The following is a 13,927-nucleotide window of genomic DNA, read 5'->3' as shown; positions in this document are numbered from 1 at the left end:
CTTCTTTGGTTTTCCAAGTACCTCGGGGGTCCGGGGGCAGCGCCCCCGGTCCGACCTTGCCAAGACGCAAAAGGGCCCGGTCGATGTGACCGGGCCCCTTCGTGACCGTTCCCCTGTCGCCTTATTCCGCCGGCACCGCGAGGTCGCCCTCGATCCCCAGCGGATGAGAGATCTTGTTCAGCATCTCCTTCGGGCAGACCTGCACGAAATGATCCTTTTCCAGGTCCCAGTTCTGCAGGATGTCCTTGCCCTTGCGGCTCGCGGTTTCCTCGACGTGGCGCTCGATCAGGCCTTTCAGCTGGTCTTCCCAGGCGGTCACGGTGACCGGGCAGGTGACGAGGCTTTCCATGTTCATCATCTGCCGCGCCGTGCCCTCGGGGTCGTAGATATAGGCCATGCCCCCGGTCATCCCGGCGCCGAAGTTGGCGCCGATGCTGCCCAGGATCACCGCGACGCCGCCGGTCATGTATTCACAGCCGTTCGAGCCGCAGCCCTCGATCACCACCTTGGCGCCCGAGTTGCGCACCGCGAAACGTTCGCCCGCGCGGCCCGCCGCGAAGAGGTGCCCGTCGGTGGCGCCGTAAAGCACCGTGTTGCCGATGATCGTGTTCTCGGCCGCGTTCAGCGGCGAGACCAGCGGCGGACGCACGACGATCAGACCGCCCGACAGGCCCTTGCCGACATAGTCGTTGGCATCGCCCGAAACCTCGATCTTGAGGCCCGGCGCCGCGAAGGCGCCCAGCGACTGGCCGGCGCTGCCGGTCAGCTTGACGTGCAGGTGGTTCGGCTGCAGTGCGTTGCGCATCCCGAATTTCTGCACGATGTGGCTGCTGACGCGGGTGCCCACGGTGCGGTGCGTGTTCATCACCGCGTAGGACAGCTGCATCTTTTCGCCGTCTTCCAGGAAGCGCTGGCCGTCCCGCACGATTTCCGCGTCCAGCGTGTCGCGCACCGGGTTGCGGGGCTTGTTGCGGTCGTAGACGATGTCATCCGACCCGTCGACACGGATCAGCAGCGGGTTCAGGTCCAGGTCGTCCAGGTGGTCCGACCCGCGGCTGACCTGGCTCAGCAGGTCGGCCCGGCCGATCACCTCGTCCAGCGAACGTGCGCCGATCTCGGCGAGGATTTCCCGCACTTCCTGCGCGTAGAAGGTGATCAGGTTCACCACTTTGTCGGCATTGCCGGTGAACTTGGCGCGCAGGGATTCGTCCTGGGTGCAGACGCCCACCGGGCAGGTGTTCGACTGGCACTGGCGCACCATGATACAGCCCATCGCGATCAGCGCGGCGGTGCCGATGCCGTATTCCTCGGCGCCCATCATGGCGGCCATGACGATGTCCCGGCCGGTCCGCAGGCCGCCGTCCGTGCGCAGCGTGATCCGCTCGCGCAGGTTGTTCATCGCCAGCACTTGGTGCGCCTCGGTCAGACCCATTTCCCAGGGCAGGCCGGCATATTTGATCGAGGTGGCAGGGCTGGCGCCCGTGCCGCCGTTGTGCCCCGAGATCAGGATCACGTCGGCCTCGGCCTTGGCCACGCCGGCGGCAATGGTGCCGACGCCCGACGACGCGACCAGCTTGACCGTCACCTTGCAGCGCGGGTTGATCTGCTTGAGGTCGTAGATCAGCTGCGCAAGGTCCTCGATCGAGTAGATGTCGTGGTGCGGCGGCGGCGAGATCAGCGTCACGCCCTTGGTCGAATGCCGCAGCCGCGCGATCAGGTCGGTGACCTTCATGCCGGGCAGCTGGCCACCCTCACCGGGCTTGGCGCCCTGGGCCACCTTGATTTCCAGCTCTTCGCAGTGGTTCAGGTACTCGGCGGTGACGCCAAAGCGGCCCGATGCCACCTGCTTGATCTTGGCGCTGGGGTTGTCGCCGTTGGGCTCGGGCACGAAATGCGCCGGATCTTCGCCGCCTTCGCCGCTGTCCGACTTGGCGCCGATGCGGTTCATGGCCACGTTCAGCGTCTTGTGCGCCTCGGGGCTCAGCGCGCCCAGAGACATGCCCGGCGTCACAAACCGCTTGCGGATCGAGGTGATGCTTTCGACCTCTTCGATCGGCAGCGCCTTGCCCAGCGGCTTGATCGCCAGCAGGTCGCGCAGGTGGATCGGCGGGTTCGACTGCATCGCGTTCGAATACTGCTTCCACATCTCGTAAGAGGCGCGGTCGCAGGCGGCCTGCATCAGGTGCATGGTCTGCGCGCCCCAGGCGTGGGTCTCGCCGGATTTCCGCGCCTTGTAGAAACCGCCGATGGGCAGCACGTCCTGGCCGCGCTCAAAGGCCAGCGCGTGGATCTGCTCCGCCTTGTGCTGGATGCCGCTGACCCCGATGCCCGAGATGCGAGAGATCATGCCGGGGAAGTATTCCGCGCACATGGCACGGCTCAGCCCCACGGCCTCGAAGTTCAGGCCGCCGCGATAGGAAGAGATGACCGAGATGCCCATCTTTGACATGATTTTCAGCAGGCCCTGGTCGATGGCCTCGCGGTAGCGGGCCACCGCCTCGGTCAGGGTCATGTCCAGAAGGCCGCGGTTGATGCGGTCCGCCAGGCTGTCCTCGGCCAGGTAGGCGTTCACGATGGTGGCGCCGGCCCCGATCAGCACCGCGAAGTAATGCGGGTCGATGCATTCTGCCGAGCGCACGTTGAGCGAGCAGAAGGTCCGCAGCCCCTTGCGCGTCAGGTGGCTGTGCACCGCGCTGGTGGCCAGGATCATCGGCATCGCGACCCGGCCCGGGCCGCTGTGCTCGTCGGTCAGGATCAGGTGGCCAGAGCCCGAGCGCACCGCGTCCTCGGCCTCGGCCCGGATGCGGGCCAGACCCTCGCGCAGGGCGCCTTCACCGGCGGCAAAGGTACAGTCGATCTCTGTGCAGGGCGCGTTGAAGTGGTTCTTCAACTCGTCGAACTGCGCGTTGCCGACAAAGGGGCTGTCCAGCACCAGGATCTCGGTCTGGCTGCTGTCCTCGTCCAGCACGTTCTTGAGGTTGCCGAAGCGGGTCTTGAGGCTCATGACCCGGAATTCGCGCAAGCTGTCGATCGGCGGGTTCGTCACCTGGCTGAAGTTCTGGCGGAAGTAGTGGCTCAGCGGCCGGTACTTCTTGGACAGGACCGCAGAGGGCGTGTCATCACCCATCGAGGCCAGCGTTTCCTTGGCGTCCTCGGCCATCGGCGCCAGGATCTGTTCCAGCTCCTCGACGGTATAGCCGGCAGCGATCTGGCGGCGGCGCAATTCGGCGCCCTCGAAAAGCGGCTTTTCCGTAACGGCGGCCAGCGGCTCGTCCAGTTCGGTGATCTTGCCGACCCAGTCGCCAAAAGGCTGCGCGGCGGCCAGTTTGTCCTTGATCTCGACGTCGTGGTAGAGCTTGCCCTCTTTCATGTCGACGGCGATCAATTGGCCCGGTCCCAGCGCGCCCTTTTCGCGCGCCGTCGCCTCGTCCGTCGGCACCATGCCGATTTCCGAGCCTGCGATCAGCATCCCGTCGCCGGTCACGACATAGCGCATCGGGCGCAGACCGTTGCGGTCCAGCCCGCCACAGACCCAGCGGCCATCGGTCATCGCCAGTGCCGCCGGCCCGTCCCAGGGCTCCATCACCGAGTTGCAGTAGGAGTACATGTCACGCCAGGCCTGCGGCAGTTCCACCGCCTGCTTGGACCAGCTTTCCGGCACCAGCATCGTCTTGGCCATCGGCGCGTTGCGCCCGGCGCGCACCAGCACCTCGAACACCGCGTCCAGCGCCGCCGAGTCCGACGAGCCATTGGGCACGATCGGCTTGATGTCCTCGGCCATGTCCCCGAAGGCGCCCGAGGCCATCCGGATCTCGTGGCTCTTCATCCAGTTGGTGTTGCCCTTGAGCGTGTTGATCTCGCCGTTGTGGGCCAGCATCCGGAACGGCTGCGCCAGCCACCACTGCGGGAAGGTGTTGGTCGAATAGCGCTGGTGGTAGATCGCGAAGGCCGATTCAAACCGCTCGTCCTGGAGGTCGGGATAGAATTCCGCGACCTGCTCGGCCAGCATCATGCCCTTGTAGATGATCGACCGGCAGGACAGCGAGGCGATGTACAGCTGGGTGATCCCCGCCGCTGCCGCCGCCTTCTCGATCCGGCGCCGGATCACGTAAAGCTCGCGCTCAAAGGTCTCCTCGTCCACGCCCTTGGCGTTCGAGATGATGATCTGCTCGATCTCGGGGCGGGTCGCGTTGGCCTTTTCACCCAGGCAGTCGACGTTCACCGGGACGTGGCGCCAGCCATAGATGTAGTGGCCCATGCGCAGGACCTCGGTCTCCACGATCGTCCGGCAGGCTTCTTGCGCGCCGAAGTTGGTGCGCGGCAGAAAGACCTGGCCCACGGCCATCATCTCGTCGCGGCGCGGCGTGTGGCCGGTGCGCAGCACCTGGTCGTAAAAGAAGGGAGCCGGGATCTGGACGTGGATGCCCGCGCCGTCGCCGGTCTTGCCATCGGCGTCGACGGCACCCCGGTGCCAGATCGCCTTGAGCGCGGTGATCCCCGCCTCGACGACGCGCCGCGACGGTTTCCCGTCCAGGTTCACGACAAGGCCCACGCCGCAAGAGCTGTGCTCTTCGCTCTCGTGGTACATGCCGTTTTCGCTCATCCACTTGCGCTTGGCTTCCTCGGCCCGCACCCAGTCGGCATCGTATTTGGTCATGGCTCAAGCCCTCCGTTCATGGACCGCACGTCGCGGCCCGGCATCGCTGTGATGGCCTGCGTCCCGGTGACGGGGGCGGGCCGAAAGTCTTTCAGTCCGTCTGTTCGGCAAGAACGCCGAATTTCGCGTGGCACTCGGCCCGCGTCATCAACTTGCGCCCGGCCTGGCCCTCGTAGGCAAAGCTGTCGGGTTTCACGTCGATGTAGATCTCGTTCGTCATCTCGAAACCGTCGGCCTCGTCAAAGACGCCGATGGGCAGTTCCAGGTCGCCGGAGTAGGCGGATTCCATCGTCACCCGGAAAAACATCCCCGAGCCACAGCGCGTGCAGAACCCGCGTTCCGCCCAGTCGCTGGACTGGATACGGCCCAGGTGGGTTTCATCCTCCCAGGTCACGTTTTCCAGCGGCACGGTCACGCCGATCAGCGCCGAGCCGGTCCAGCGGCGGCACATCTCGCAGTGACAGGCTCCGGCCTGCGCCGGCACATCGCGCGCGGTGAACCGGACCGCGCCGCACATGCAGCCCCCGCTGCGCGCGCTCATGCCCGGTCCTCCGCTGTGCTGGTGCCAAGCGGGTGACCCCAACCCGGCTCAACCCCCTCCAGGCCGCTCATCAGGTCGCAGTCGTGGCGCGGATAGATGCCACGGAACCCCTGTTCGCCGGGATAGATGAACTCCACCGGGCTGCGGTCGCGTGCGTTGGCCTGGCGCTCGTCTTCCGTGACGTCGGCGGCAAAGCCCGCAAAGAACCGCATGTGCTTGTCCGAGACGTATTCGCGCCCCCGGACATGTTCGATCACCCGCCCCGAGGCATCGCGGCGCGTCATCTCGAACTCGGTCCGGTACAGCTTTTCGCCGTCGATCTCGATTTCGCCGATGATCCGGTCGAACCCGGTGACACGGGTCGGCCCGTCGAGCGTCGACCGCTGGGTGAAATCGAAACTGTCGATGCCGTTTTCGACCAGCTCGGAGATGCTGCCGGGATCGGGGATCGGGCGCACCGTCCGGGTGCGGGTCGGATCGTCGGGCGGGCCGCTTTCGATCCACTGGCCGTCATCGTCGATGCGGCTGGTGAAATAGGGACCGGCCTCGCCGAAATCGGTGCGGAACCTGTGATCCGGGTCGATCTGCGGGCAGACATAGTGGTTGGTCACGACGCAGCTGCGGGATTGCACCGTCAGGTAGGTCTCGCAGCCCTCGGGCGGGGTGAACAGCCCGCCCTGGGCCTGGACCGCGCCGGCCCCGCCCAGCAGCGCAAGCGCCGCCAGACCGGCGCAAAGCGCGGTCGAGCCTTTACCCCTGGTCAATCTTTCGAGCCACATGAGACAGCCTTTCTGACCCATTCCGGCGCCGCCTGCGCCTTGGTTAACCAACCCTTGCCTGTTTGTACAAAATGCTGGAAACGCTGTACGTTTTGTACAAAACGTACAGACCGTCCCGGTCATTCCGCGGCGACAGCTCCCTTGGAGTTCAGGTCCTGCAACACGGCCTCGACACAGTCGCGACCGTCGCGGATCGCCCAGACCACCAGGCTTGCGCCGCGCACGATGTCGCCGATGGCATAGACGCCGGGCAGGGCGGTGCGGCCGCTGGTGAACTCTGCCTTGATGGTGCCCCAGCGGGTCACTTCCAGCTCGGGGCAGCCCCAGAGAGTCGGCAGTTCCTCGGGCTCGAAGCCGAGCGCCTTGATGACCAGGTCTGCGGGCTCGTCATAATCCGATCCCTCGATCACCTCGGGGCGCTGGCGGCCGGTGGCGTCCGGTGCGCCCAGGCGCATCTTCTCGACCATCACGGCATTGACCGGCTCACCCTTGAAGCCCTTGGGCGCGGTCAGCCATTCGAAGACCACACCTTCTTCCTCGGCGTTCTGCGTCTCGCGCTGGCTCCCTGGCATGTTGGCGCGGTCGCGGCGATACAGGCATTTGACGCTGGTGGCGCCCTGGCGGATCGCGGTGCGGACACAGTCCATCGCCGTGTCGCCGCCGCCGATCACGACAACCTTCTTGCCCTTTGCGTTCAGCTCGCCGCTTTCGAATTCCGGCACGCTGTCGCCAAAGTTCGACGCGCGGTTCGAGGCGGTCAGGTAGTCGATCGCCTTGACGATGCCCTTGGCACCCGCGCCCGGGCCGCCCAGGTCACGCGACTTGTAGACGCCGGTCGCGATGATGACCGCATCATGTTGTGCGCGGATTTCTTCGAACGACAGGTCTTCGCCCACGTTGCAGTTCATCACAAAGCGCACGCCGCCCTCTTCGAGCTGCTTGTTGCGGCGCATCACGATGTCTTTCTCCAGCTTGAAGCCGGGGATGCCATAGGTCAGCAGCCCGCCCGAGCGGTCGTAGCGGTCATAGACGGTGACCTGCACGCCGGCGCGGCGCAGCATGTCCGCCGCCGCCAACCCGCCGGGGCCGGCGCCGATGATGCCGACGCTTTCGGAGCGTTCCTGTGCCGGGGTCACGGGCTTGACCCAGCCTTCTTCCCAGGCGGTATCGGTGATGTACTTCTCGACCGAGCCGATGGTCACCGTGCCGTGACCCGACTGTTCGATCACGCAGTTGCCTTCGCAGAGGCGGTCCTGGGGGCAGATGCGGCCGCAGATCTCGGGGAAGGTGTTGGTGGCCTGGCTGACCTCATAGGCCTCCTGAAGGCGGCCCGTGGCGGTCAGGCGCAGCCAGTCGGGGATATTGTTGTGCAGCGGGCAGTGGCTCTGGCAATAGGGCACGCCGCACTGGCTGCAGCGCGCGGCCTGTTCCTTGGCCTTCGCATCGGCGTATTCCGCATAGATCTCGTCGAAATCCGTCCGGCGCTCCGCGGCCTCCCGCTTGACCGGCATCTCCCGCCCCACGGACACAAATTTCAGCATCGGCTGCTTCGCCATTCATCCACCCTTTGCAGGTAATCCCTAGATCGTCCGCGCCTCCTTACAGAAGCTTGGCTTGGAATGAAAGTCAGCTGTGTTGACCTATATCCAGAATATTCCCGTTTTTGGCGTCTCAAAACCACATGCGGCTGCCAAAAATAGGTCCAAATCGGACCCAAATTGCCACTTTCGGCTCTGAAACAAGGAGTTATACCAAGGCGCGTAGCTTTGATTGGACCCCGACAATGGCTTTCACGCAACTGCTGATTCTCGCCCTGATACAGGGGGTTACCGAATTCCTTCCGATCTCGTCCTCGGGCCACCTGATTCTCTTGCCGAACCTGACGGGGATGCAGGACCAGGGCCAGGTGATCGACGTGGCCGTTCACGTGGGAACCTTGCTGGCTGTCATCCTCTACTTCCGAGCCGACGTTAAGGATGCAGCCAAGGGCACGCTGCGGCTCATGACGGGGCGCATGGACACGCCGGGCGCGCGCCTCGCCTTTCTGCTGCTTGTGGCCACCATCCCGGTGATCCTCTTCGGACTGGCGCTCAAGCTCTCGGGGCTGGACGACATGCTGCGCTCGACGGCGGTGATCGGGTGGACCATGCTTGTCTTCGGTCTTGTCCTCTACTGGGCGGACATGAAAGGGGCGCAGGACAAGGCGGACAGCGACTGGAACCTGCGGGATGCCATCATCATGGGGCTGTGGCAGGCCGTGGCCTTGATCCCGGGCACCTCGCGGTCCGGCATCACCATCACCGCGGCGCGCCACCTGGGCTATAACCGGCACGACGGCGCCAAGCTGGCCATGTTGATGTCGATCCCGACGATCATGGCGTCAGCCGCGTTGCTGGGGGCCGAGGTCATCGCGACCGCCGATGCCCAGGCCGCGCGTGATGGTGCGATTGCGGCGGCGCTGGCGTTTCTGTCGGCGCTGGGGGCGCTCTGGCTGATGATGCGGCTCCTGCGCTCTGTCAGCTTTACACCCTATGTCATCTATCGGGTGATCCTGGGGCTGATCCTGCTCTGGATCGCCTACGCCTGAACGTCACACCCGGTGATAAGGCGCCCCCGCCTGGATCGAGGCGGCGCGGTATAGCTGTTCGGCCAGCATGACCCGCACCAGCATGTGTGGCCAGACCATCCGACCAAAGGACATCAGGTCCTGCGCCTCGGCCCGCAGGGCGGGGTCGATTCCGTCGGCGCCACCGATGACAAAGGCCAGGTCCTGAGCGCCACCATCTCGCCAGTCTGCCAGTTTTCCGGAAAACTCGGGCGAGGACCAGATGTGGCCGCGCTCATCCAGCGCACAGATCCGTGCACCCGAGGGGATCGCGCGGCGCAACAGAGCGGCCTCACCCGCCATGCCGCCGCCCTTGCGGTCCTCGACCTCGATCACTTGCGCCGGGCCAAGGCCCAGCGCCCGGCCCGTGCGGTCGAAACGTGTCAGGTAATCATCGACAAGCGCCTTTTCCGGCCCCTTCCGGAGCCGGCCAACCACGCAAAGATGTACGCGCACCGTTCAGGCCTGGTTGCCTGCCACCGGAGCCCACATCTTTTCCAGCTGGTAGAACTCGCGCACTTCGGGGCGGAAGAGATGGACAACCACGTCCCCCGCGTCGATGAGCACCCAGTCCCCGGTATCCTTGCCCTCCATCGTGGAGAGAACACCGAAGCGCTGCTTGAGTTCATCTGCCAGCTTTTCCGATAGCGCCGCGACCTGGCGCGACGAGCGGCCGGTGGCGATGACCATGTAATCGCACACCGAGGATTTGCCGTGCAGGTCGATCTGCACGATATCCTCTGCCTTGTTGTCGGAGAGTGTTTCGAGCACTGCCGCGAGAATGCCCTCGGCGGTCGGTTCGCTCTGTGTCATGGCCGAAATGCCCCGGCCTTGATCAGCGGCATGCGCCGCAAGTGTCGTCGAAGACAGGACAATGTCCTCCTGTGTCGCTACGCGCCCCCCAAGCCCGGGCGCATGGGCATGCTTTAAAGATAGCATCGGAAATGTAAATTCTCAATGTCGCGTGGCAGAGGGGCAGGGGGCAGGGGTCGTATCTGCCCGTGCCTTCAGCGTTTTCAGGTAGCGGCCAACGGGTTGCGGGCGCAACAGGGGGCGCGCCTGACCACCGTTTTCCAGGACGATATCGGCGGAAACGGGCGCATCCATGTCAGGCCCCGAGCCGTGCAGGCAAAGGCCAAAGGACATCTCCAGCGAGCCGGAGGTGCGTTCTGGCGCCTCGGTTTTCCATGTGCGGGCGCGGGCTTGTGCTGCACGCAGGCCGTCGAGGCCGGCGGGCGCGACGGCAAGAATCAGCGATCCGTCCCGCATGTCCCGGCGTCGCAGGACAAAGCTCTCGTCGAACGCGCCCCTGGCCGAAACCGCCGTGAGGGTCAGCCGCGCCGAGTCAGGGAGAAGATCCAGGCCCTCCGGCAGGTGCAGATGGATCTGGAAATCCACCGGGTCGGCGGTCAGCTGATCGACTTTGCGCAAGTCTTGCAGGGTCTGCGGTACGAGCGCCGTGCAGGCGCTCAATAGGGCGAGGATGGGGATAAGGCGAAGCACGAAGAATCTCCTCTTGTGGAATCATTTTTTATCGTTTTACATTAAGTAATGTTGATTAAATAGCAAGCTGGACCTCGATATGACCTACCAACTTCCCCGTGCCACGCGCCGCGCCGCCCAGGTTCTGCGCGGGCTGTCCTTCATCGCGATGACGGTGCTCCTCGGGCTTGTGGCATGGGTTGCCGTCGATCCGGTGTTCCTTGTGTCCCATCGTGCCGACGCGCTTGGGCTGGACATGGGCGGGCGCACCCTCGGCTTGGCGAGCCGGATGGCGCTGGTGGCCGGAGCCTGGATTGCGTTGGGTGCCGTGTTTTACACCCTTTGGCACATGAGCCGGCTTTTTGCCTGCTACGCGGGTGACGCGGCGCTGACCCCAACGGCGGCTCACGCGCTGCGGCACATCGGTCTGGGCTTTCTCGCGCAGGCGGCGGTGGGTCTTCTGGGCCATCCGGTCGAAACACTCTTGCTGACCCTGGGGGCGCCCGCAGGGCAAAGGATGGTCTCACTTGCCGTGTCCTCGGCTGACCTGGGCTTTGTCCTTGCGGGGGGCATGATGCTGATCGTCGGGCTGGTCACCAGCCAGGCGGTGGCGCTCCGGTCCGAGAACGAGGGATTCGTCTGATGCAGATCGTCGTGCGGCTGGACGTGATGCTGGCGCGGCGCAAGATGCGCTCGCGCGAGCTGGCCGAGCGTGTGGGCATCACCGAGCAGAACATTTCCCTGCTGAAATCCGGCAAGGTCAAGGGGATCCGTTTCGAGACGCTGGCAAAGATCTGCGAGGTTCTCGACTGTCAGCCCGGCGACCTGCTGGAGGCCCTGCCAGAAGCTGAGGCGTAGGGCGGGGTTGCCCCGCCACACCGCTCATGCGCCGTAGGGCACCCAGACGGTCTTGACCTCGGTCGCCTGCTCCAGGAAATCGCGTGCGTCCCCGGCGTTCAGCCAGTCGCGAGCGCGCCCGTCGTTGACCCAGGTCCGTTTCAGATTGCCCGCCGAGGCGCTCTCGATCACCTCCGACAGATCGCTGGAGGAGAAAGACCAGACCGCCTCGACGTCCATATGCGACGCCAGCACCGGGGCCAGCTCGGCATGTGATCCGGTCAGGATGTTCACCACGCCCCCGGGCACGTCCGAGGTTTCCAGAACCTGGTAGAATTCCAGCGCTGCCAGAGGGAAGGGTTCGGAGGCGACCAGCACCACCCGGTTCCCCATCGCGATGGCCGGCGCCATGACCGAGACCAGCCCCAGGAGCGGGGCCTCGTCCGCACAGAGCGCGCCGATGACCCCGCAGGGTTCGTTCATCGCAAGGGCCACGCCACGCATGGGGACACTGCGCACGCCGCCGTCGAACTTGTCCGCCCAGGCGGCAGCGGTGAACAGCCGGTTCACGCTGGCCTCGACCTCTGCCGCGCCGCCGTCGCTGCCGGTCAGCCGGTCGATCAGGGCCGCGAACTCCCCCGCCCGGGCCGAGAGGTTCTCACCGATGTAATACAAGACCTGTGCACGGTTATGGGCCGTGGCCTTGGCCCAGCCGCCCGCGCCGCGCGCGGCCTCGACGGCGTTGCGGATGTCCTTGCGGTTGGCGATGGGCGCCTGGCCGATCAGCTTGCCCGCCGCGTCGTAGATGCTGCGGGCATAGCCGCCGTCGGGACGCGCCTGCTTGCCACCGACATAGAGCTTCGCGGTGCGGTCGACCGGCTGCGGTTCGGCGCTGTCGCCGGCATAGGCCTCGACCGGGGACAAGGCCCCGGGTTCGCCCCGGGCGCGGGTATAGGCGCGCAGCCCCTCCCAGCCGCCTTCTCGGCCAAAGCCGCTTTCGCGGACACCGCCGAACCCGGCGGCGGCGTCGAACATGTTGGTTCCGTTGACCCAGACGACCCCCGCCGCCAGTTGCGGCGCCACGTCTAGCGCGGTGTTGATGTTCTCGGACCAGACGCTGGCAGCAAGGCCATAGCGCGTGTTATTGGCCAGCGCGACCGCCTCGGCAGGCGTGCGGAATGTCGAAGAGACCAGCACCGGGCCAAAGATCTCTTCCTGCATCAACGGCGAGGCGGGCGACAGCCCCGAGACCAGCGTGGGCGGGTAGTAACAGCCCTCGGGCAGGGGGCAGTTGGCGCGATAAACCGTGCCCTCGGCGCCCGACACCATGCCTTCGATCCGGCGCAGCTGTTCGGGGTCGACGATGGCGCCCACGTCGATGCATTTGTCCAGCGGGTTGCCGATGCGCAGCTTGTCCATCCGCGCGCGCAGCCGGTCGTGGAAAGCGTCAGACACACCCTCTTGCACCAAGAGGCGCGACCCGGCGCAGCAGACCTGTCCCTGGTTGAACCAGATCGCATCCACCAGCCCCTCGATCGCGCTGTCCAGGTCGGCATCCTCGAAGACGACGTAGGGCGATTTCCCCCCCAGCTCCAGCGTCAGGCCGATGCCGCGCCCCGCCGTCGCCTGGCGGATCTTGCGCCCCACTTCGGTTGAGCCGGTAAAGGCGATCTTGTCCACGTCCGCGTCGCAGATAATCTCACCCACGCGGCCGTCGCCGGTGACGATGTTGACCACGCCCCTTGGCAGCCCGGCCTGCTGGCAGATTTCGGCGAACAAAAGCGCGGTCAGCGAGGTCCATTCGGCGGGTTTCAGCACCACCGTGTTGCCGGTGGCCAACGCCGGGGCGATTTTCCACGACAGCATGAGCAGCGGAAAGTTCCACGGCACGATCTGCCCGCAGACCCCCAGCGCCTGCCGGTCGGGCAACTCGCTGTCCATCAACTGGGCCATGCCCGCGTGATAGTAGAAATGCCGCTGGGCCAGCGGAATGTCGATGTCGCGGCTTTCGCGGATCGGCTTGCCGTTGTCCAGCGTTTCCAGTACCGCGAACAGCCGCGCGTGCTTCTGCAAAAGCCGCGCCAGCGCATAGAGATAGCGCGCGCGGCCCGGCCCCCCCAGCGCCTCCCATTCGGGTTGTGCCGCGCGGGCGGCGGCGACGGCGGCGTCCACGTCATCCTGTGTCGCCTGGGTCAGCGTCGCCAGCACCTCTCCCGTTGCCGGGTTGCGGCTGTCGAACCCCTCGCCCGCCTCGGTAAAGGCCCCATTGATGAAATGGCCGAACCGCGATCCCTGGTCGACGATCCAGGCCAGCGCATCCCCGGCGCTTTCGGGGGCGGGGCCGTAGTCCATGCTTTCGAAGATCTCTTTGATGCTCATTTCAGCCTCTCGCAGGCGGTTTGCGCCAGGTTCGGTGCCGTCGCGTCGTAACGCAGGTGCTGAAGGGTGACGCGATCCCCGAAGGCGGGCGGTTGCCCGGCGTTCAGAACCGCATCTCCGTAGACGACCAGCGCCGCATCCTCGGCAAGGAAAACCCGGCGTTTCAACGTAGCCTGCGCCATGCGTGCCGTGGTCTTCAACCCGCCCTGCTCGATGGTGATCATCCGCTGGCTGACGGTGATCGCGGCTATCGGGGCCGTGTCCGACCCCGCGCCCCAGGGCGCGCAGGCATAGCTTTGGCCCAGAGCGGGTGTCGCAAGGCCCAGCGCGGCAAGGGCGATAGGAGCGGGCTTCATTGCGTGGCCCCCATTGCCAGGTAGATGACATAGACCAGCCAGAGCAGCGCCAGCCCCCAGACCCAGTGCTGTACGCGCAGGCTGCGCCTTTGCAGGGCGGCGAAGTCTTCAAGCCCCTCTGGCGGGCTGTCGGGTAAGTCGAATTCCGGTTCCGGCCCCAGCTGGCGGAATAGCCGTGTCGGCAGGTCGCGCGCCGCGCGCTTCAGGCGCCGCCGCCGCCAGTTGCTGACCCCCATCACGAGGAAGACGGCGACCATCATCAGCGACCATTGCGGTGTCATCTGCATGGCG

13 protein-coding genes are annotated in these 13,927 nt (G+C 65.7%); 3 read left to right on the top strand and 10 right to left on the bottom strand.

The genetic code is table 11. From position 1 onward, the window contains the following. Positions 1-121 precede the first annotated feature (121 nt). From gltB to PVW46_RS03350, 4 genes are all read right to left on the bottom strand, one after another. Entirely contained in the window at positions 122-4,657 is a 4,536-nt protein-coding gene (gltB, locus tag PVW46_RS03365; RefSeq protein WP_069207936.1) for a glutamate synthase large subunit, read from the bottom strand. Between the two features lie 91 nt (positions 4,658-4,748). Next, positions 4,749-5,198, bottom strand: coding sequence for a GFA family protein (locus PVW46_RS03360; protein ID WP_223306213.1), 450 nt, complete (start codon positions 5,196-5,198; stop codon positions 4,749-4,751). Continuing rightward, positions 5,195-5,977, bottom strand: coding sequence for a hypothetical protein (locus PVW46_RS03355; protein WP_069207937.1), 783 nt, complete (start codon positions 5,975-5,977; stop codon positions 5,195-5,197). Before PVW46_RS03355 ends, PVW46_RS03360 begins: the two co-directional genes overlap by 4 nt. A 119-nt stretch (positions 5,978-6,096) precedes the next feature. Next, positions 6,097-7,533, bottom strand: coding sequence for an NAD(P)-dependent oxidoreductase (locus PVW46_RS03350; RefSeq protein ID WP_069207938.1), 1,437 nt, complete (start codon positions 7,531-7,533; stop codon positions 6,097-6,099). Between the two features lie 227 nt (positions 7,534-7,760). On the opposite strand from PVW46_RS03350, the gene PVW46_RS03345 reads away from it, so the two are divergent. Further along, positions 7,761-8,564, top strand: coding sequence for an undecaprenyl-diphosphate phosphatase (locus PVW46_RS03345; RefSeq protein ID WP_043142444.1), 804 nt, complete (start codon positions 7,761-7,763; stop codon positions 8,562-8,564). 3 nt (positions 8,565-8,567) lie between these two features. Here PVW46_RS03345 and rlmH read toward each other — a convergent pair whose 3' ends face one another. The 3 genes from rlmH to PVW46_RS03330 all read right to left on the bottom strand — a co-directional run bounded on the left by rlmH (position 8,568) and on the right by PVW46_RS03330 (position 10,085). Further along, positions 8,568-9,038 carry a 23S rRNA (pseudouridine(1915)-N(3))-methyltransferase RlmH gene (gene rlmH / locus PVW46_RS03340; protein WP_069207939.1) on the bottom strand — a complete coding sequence of 157 codons (471 nt, stop codon included), beginning with the start codon at positions 9,036-9,038 and terminating at the stop codon, positions 8,568-8,570. A gap of 3 nt (positions 9,039-9,041) precedes the next feature. Next, positions 9,042-9,395: a ribosome silencing factor gene (gene rsfS / locus PVW46_RS03335; protein ID WP_043142440.1), complete on the bottom strand. Its 354-nt coding sequence runs from the start codon at positions 9,393-9,395 to the stop codon at positions 9,042-9,044. 141 nt (positions 9,396-9,536) lie between these two features. Continuing rightward, positions 9,537-10,085, bottom strand: coding sequence for a hypothetical protein (locus PVW46_RS03330; RefSeq protein ID WP_069207940.1), 549 nt, complete (start codon positions 10,083-10,085; stop codon positions 9,537-9,539). A gap of 79 nt (positions 10,086-10,164) precedes the next feature. On the opposite strand from PVW46_RS03330, the gene PVW46_RS03325 reads away from it, so the two are divergent. Together PVW46_RS03325 and PVW46_RS03320 are read left to right on the top strand one after the other, a co-directional pair. Continuing rightward, a complete protein-coding gene (locus PVW46_RS03325) occupies positions 10,165-10,707 on the top strand; it encodes a DUF2975 domain-containing protein (RefSeq protein ID WP_043142436.1) in 543 nt (180 codons plus the stop codon). Beyond that, entirely contained in the window at positions 10,707-10,922 is a 216-nt protein-coding gene (locus PVW46_RS03320) for a helix-turn-helix domain-containing protein (RefSeq protein WP_043142434.1), read from the top strand. The genes PVW46_RS03325 and PVW46_RS03320 overlap by 1 nt, the downstream gene beginning before the upstream one ends. A gap of 24 nt (positions 10,923-10,946) precedes the next feature. On the opposite strand, the gene PVW46_RS03315 is transcribed toward PVW46_RS03320, so the two are convergent. From PVW46_RS03315 to PVW46_RS03305, 3 genes are read right to left on the bottom strand one after another with little or no spacing between them, the layout of a single operon-like run. Further along, positions 10,947-13,280 (bottom strand): aldehyde dehydrogenase family protein, encoded by a 2,334-nt coding sequence (locus PVW46_RS03315; RefSeq protein WP_069207941.1) that lies wholly within the window; start codon positions 13,278-13,280, stop codon positions 10,947-10,949. After that, positions 13,277-13,636 (bottom strand): hypothetical protein, encoded by a 360-nt coding sequence (locus tag PVW46_RS03310; RefSeq protein ID WP_069207942.1) that lies wholly within the window; start codon positions 13,634-13,636, stop codon positions 13,277-13,279. The genes PVW46_RS03315 and PVW46_RS03310 overlap by 4 nt, the downstream gene beginning before the upstream one ends. Next, positions 13,633-13,923 (bottom strand): hypothetical protein, encoded by a 291-nt coding sequence (locus tag PVW46_RS03305; RefSeq protein ID WP_069207943.1) that lies wholly within the window; start codon positions 13,921-13,923, stop codon positions 13,633-13,635. Before PVW46_RS03305 ends, PVW46_RS03310 begins: the two co-directional genes overlap by 4 nt. Positions 13,924-13,927 lie beyond the last annotated feature (4 nt).

Origin of the sequence: Mameliella sp. AT18 (assembly GCF_028807275.1) — a bacterium.
GTDB lineage: Bacteria > Pseudomonadota > Alphaproteobacteria > Rhodobacterales > Rhodobacteraceae > Antarctobacter > Antarctobacter albus.
This window is presented reverse-complemented; position numbering and strand designations above follow the sequence as displayed.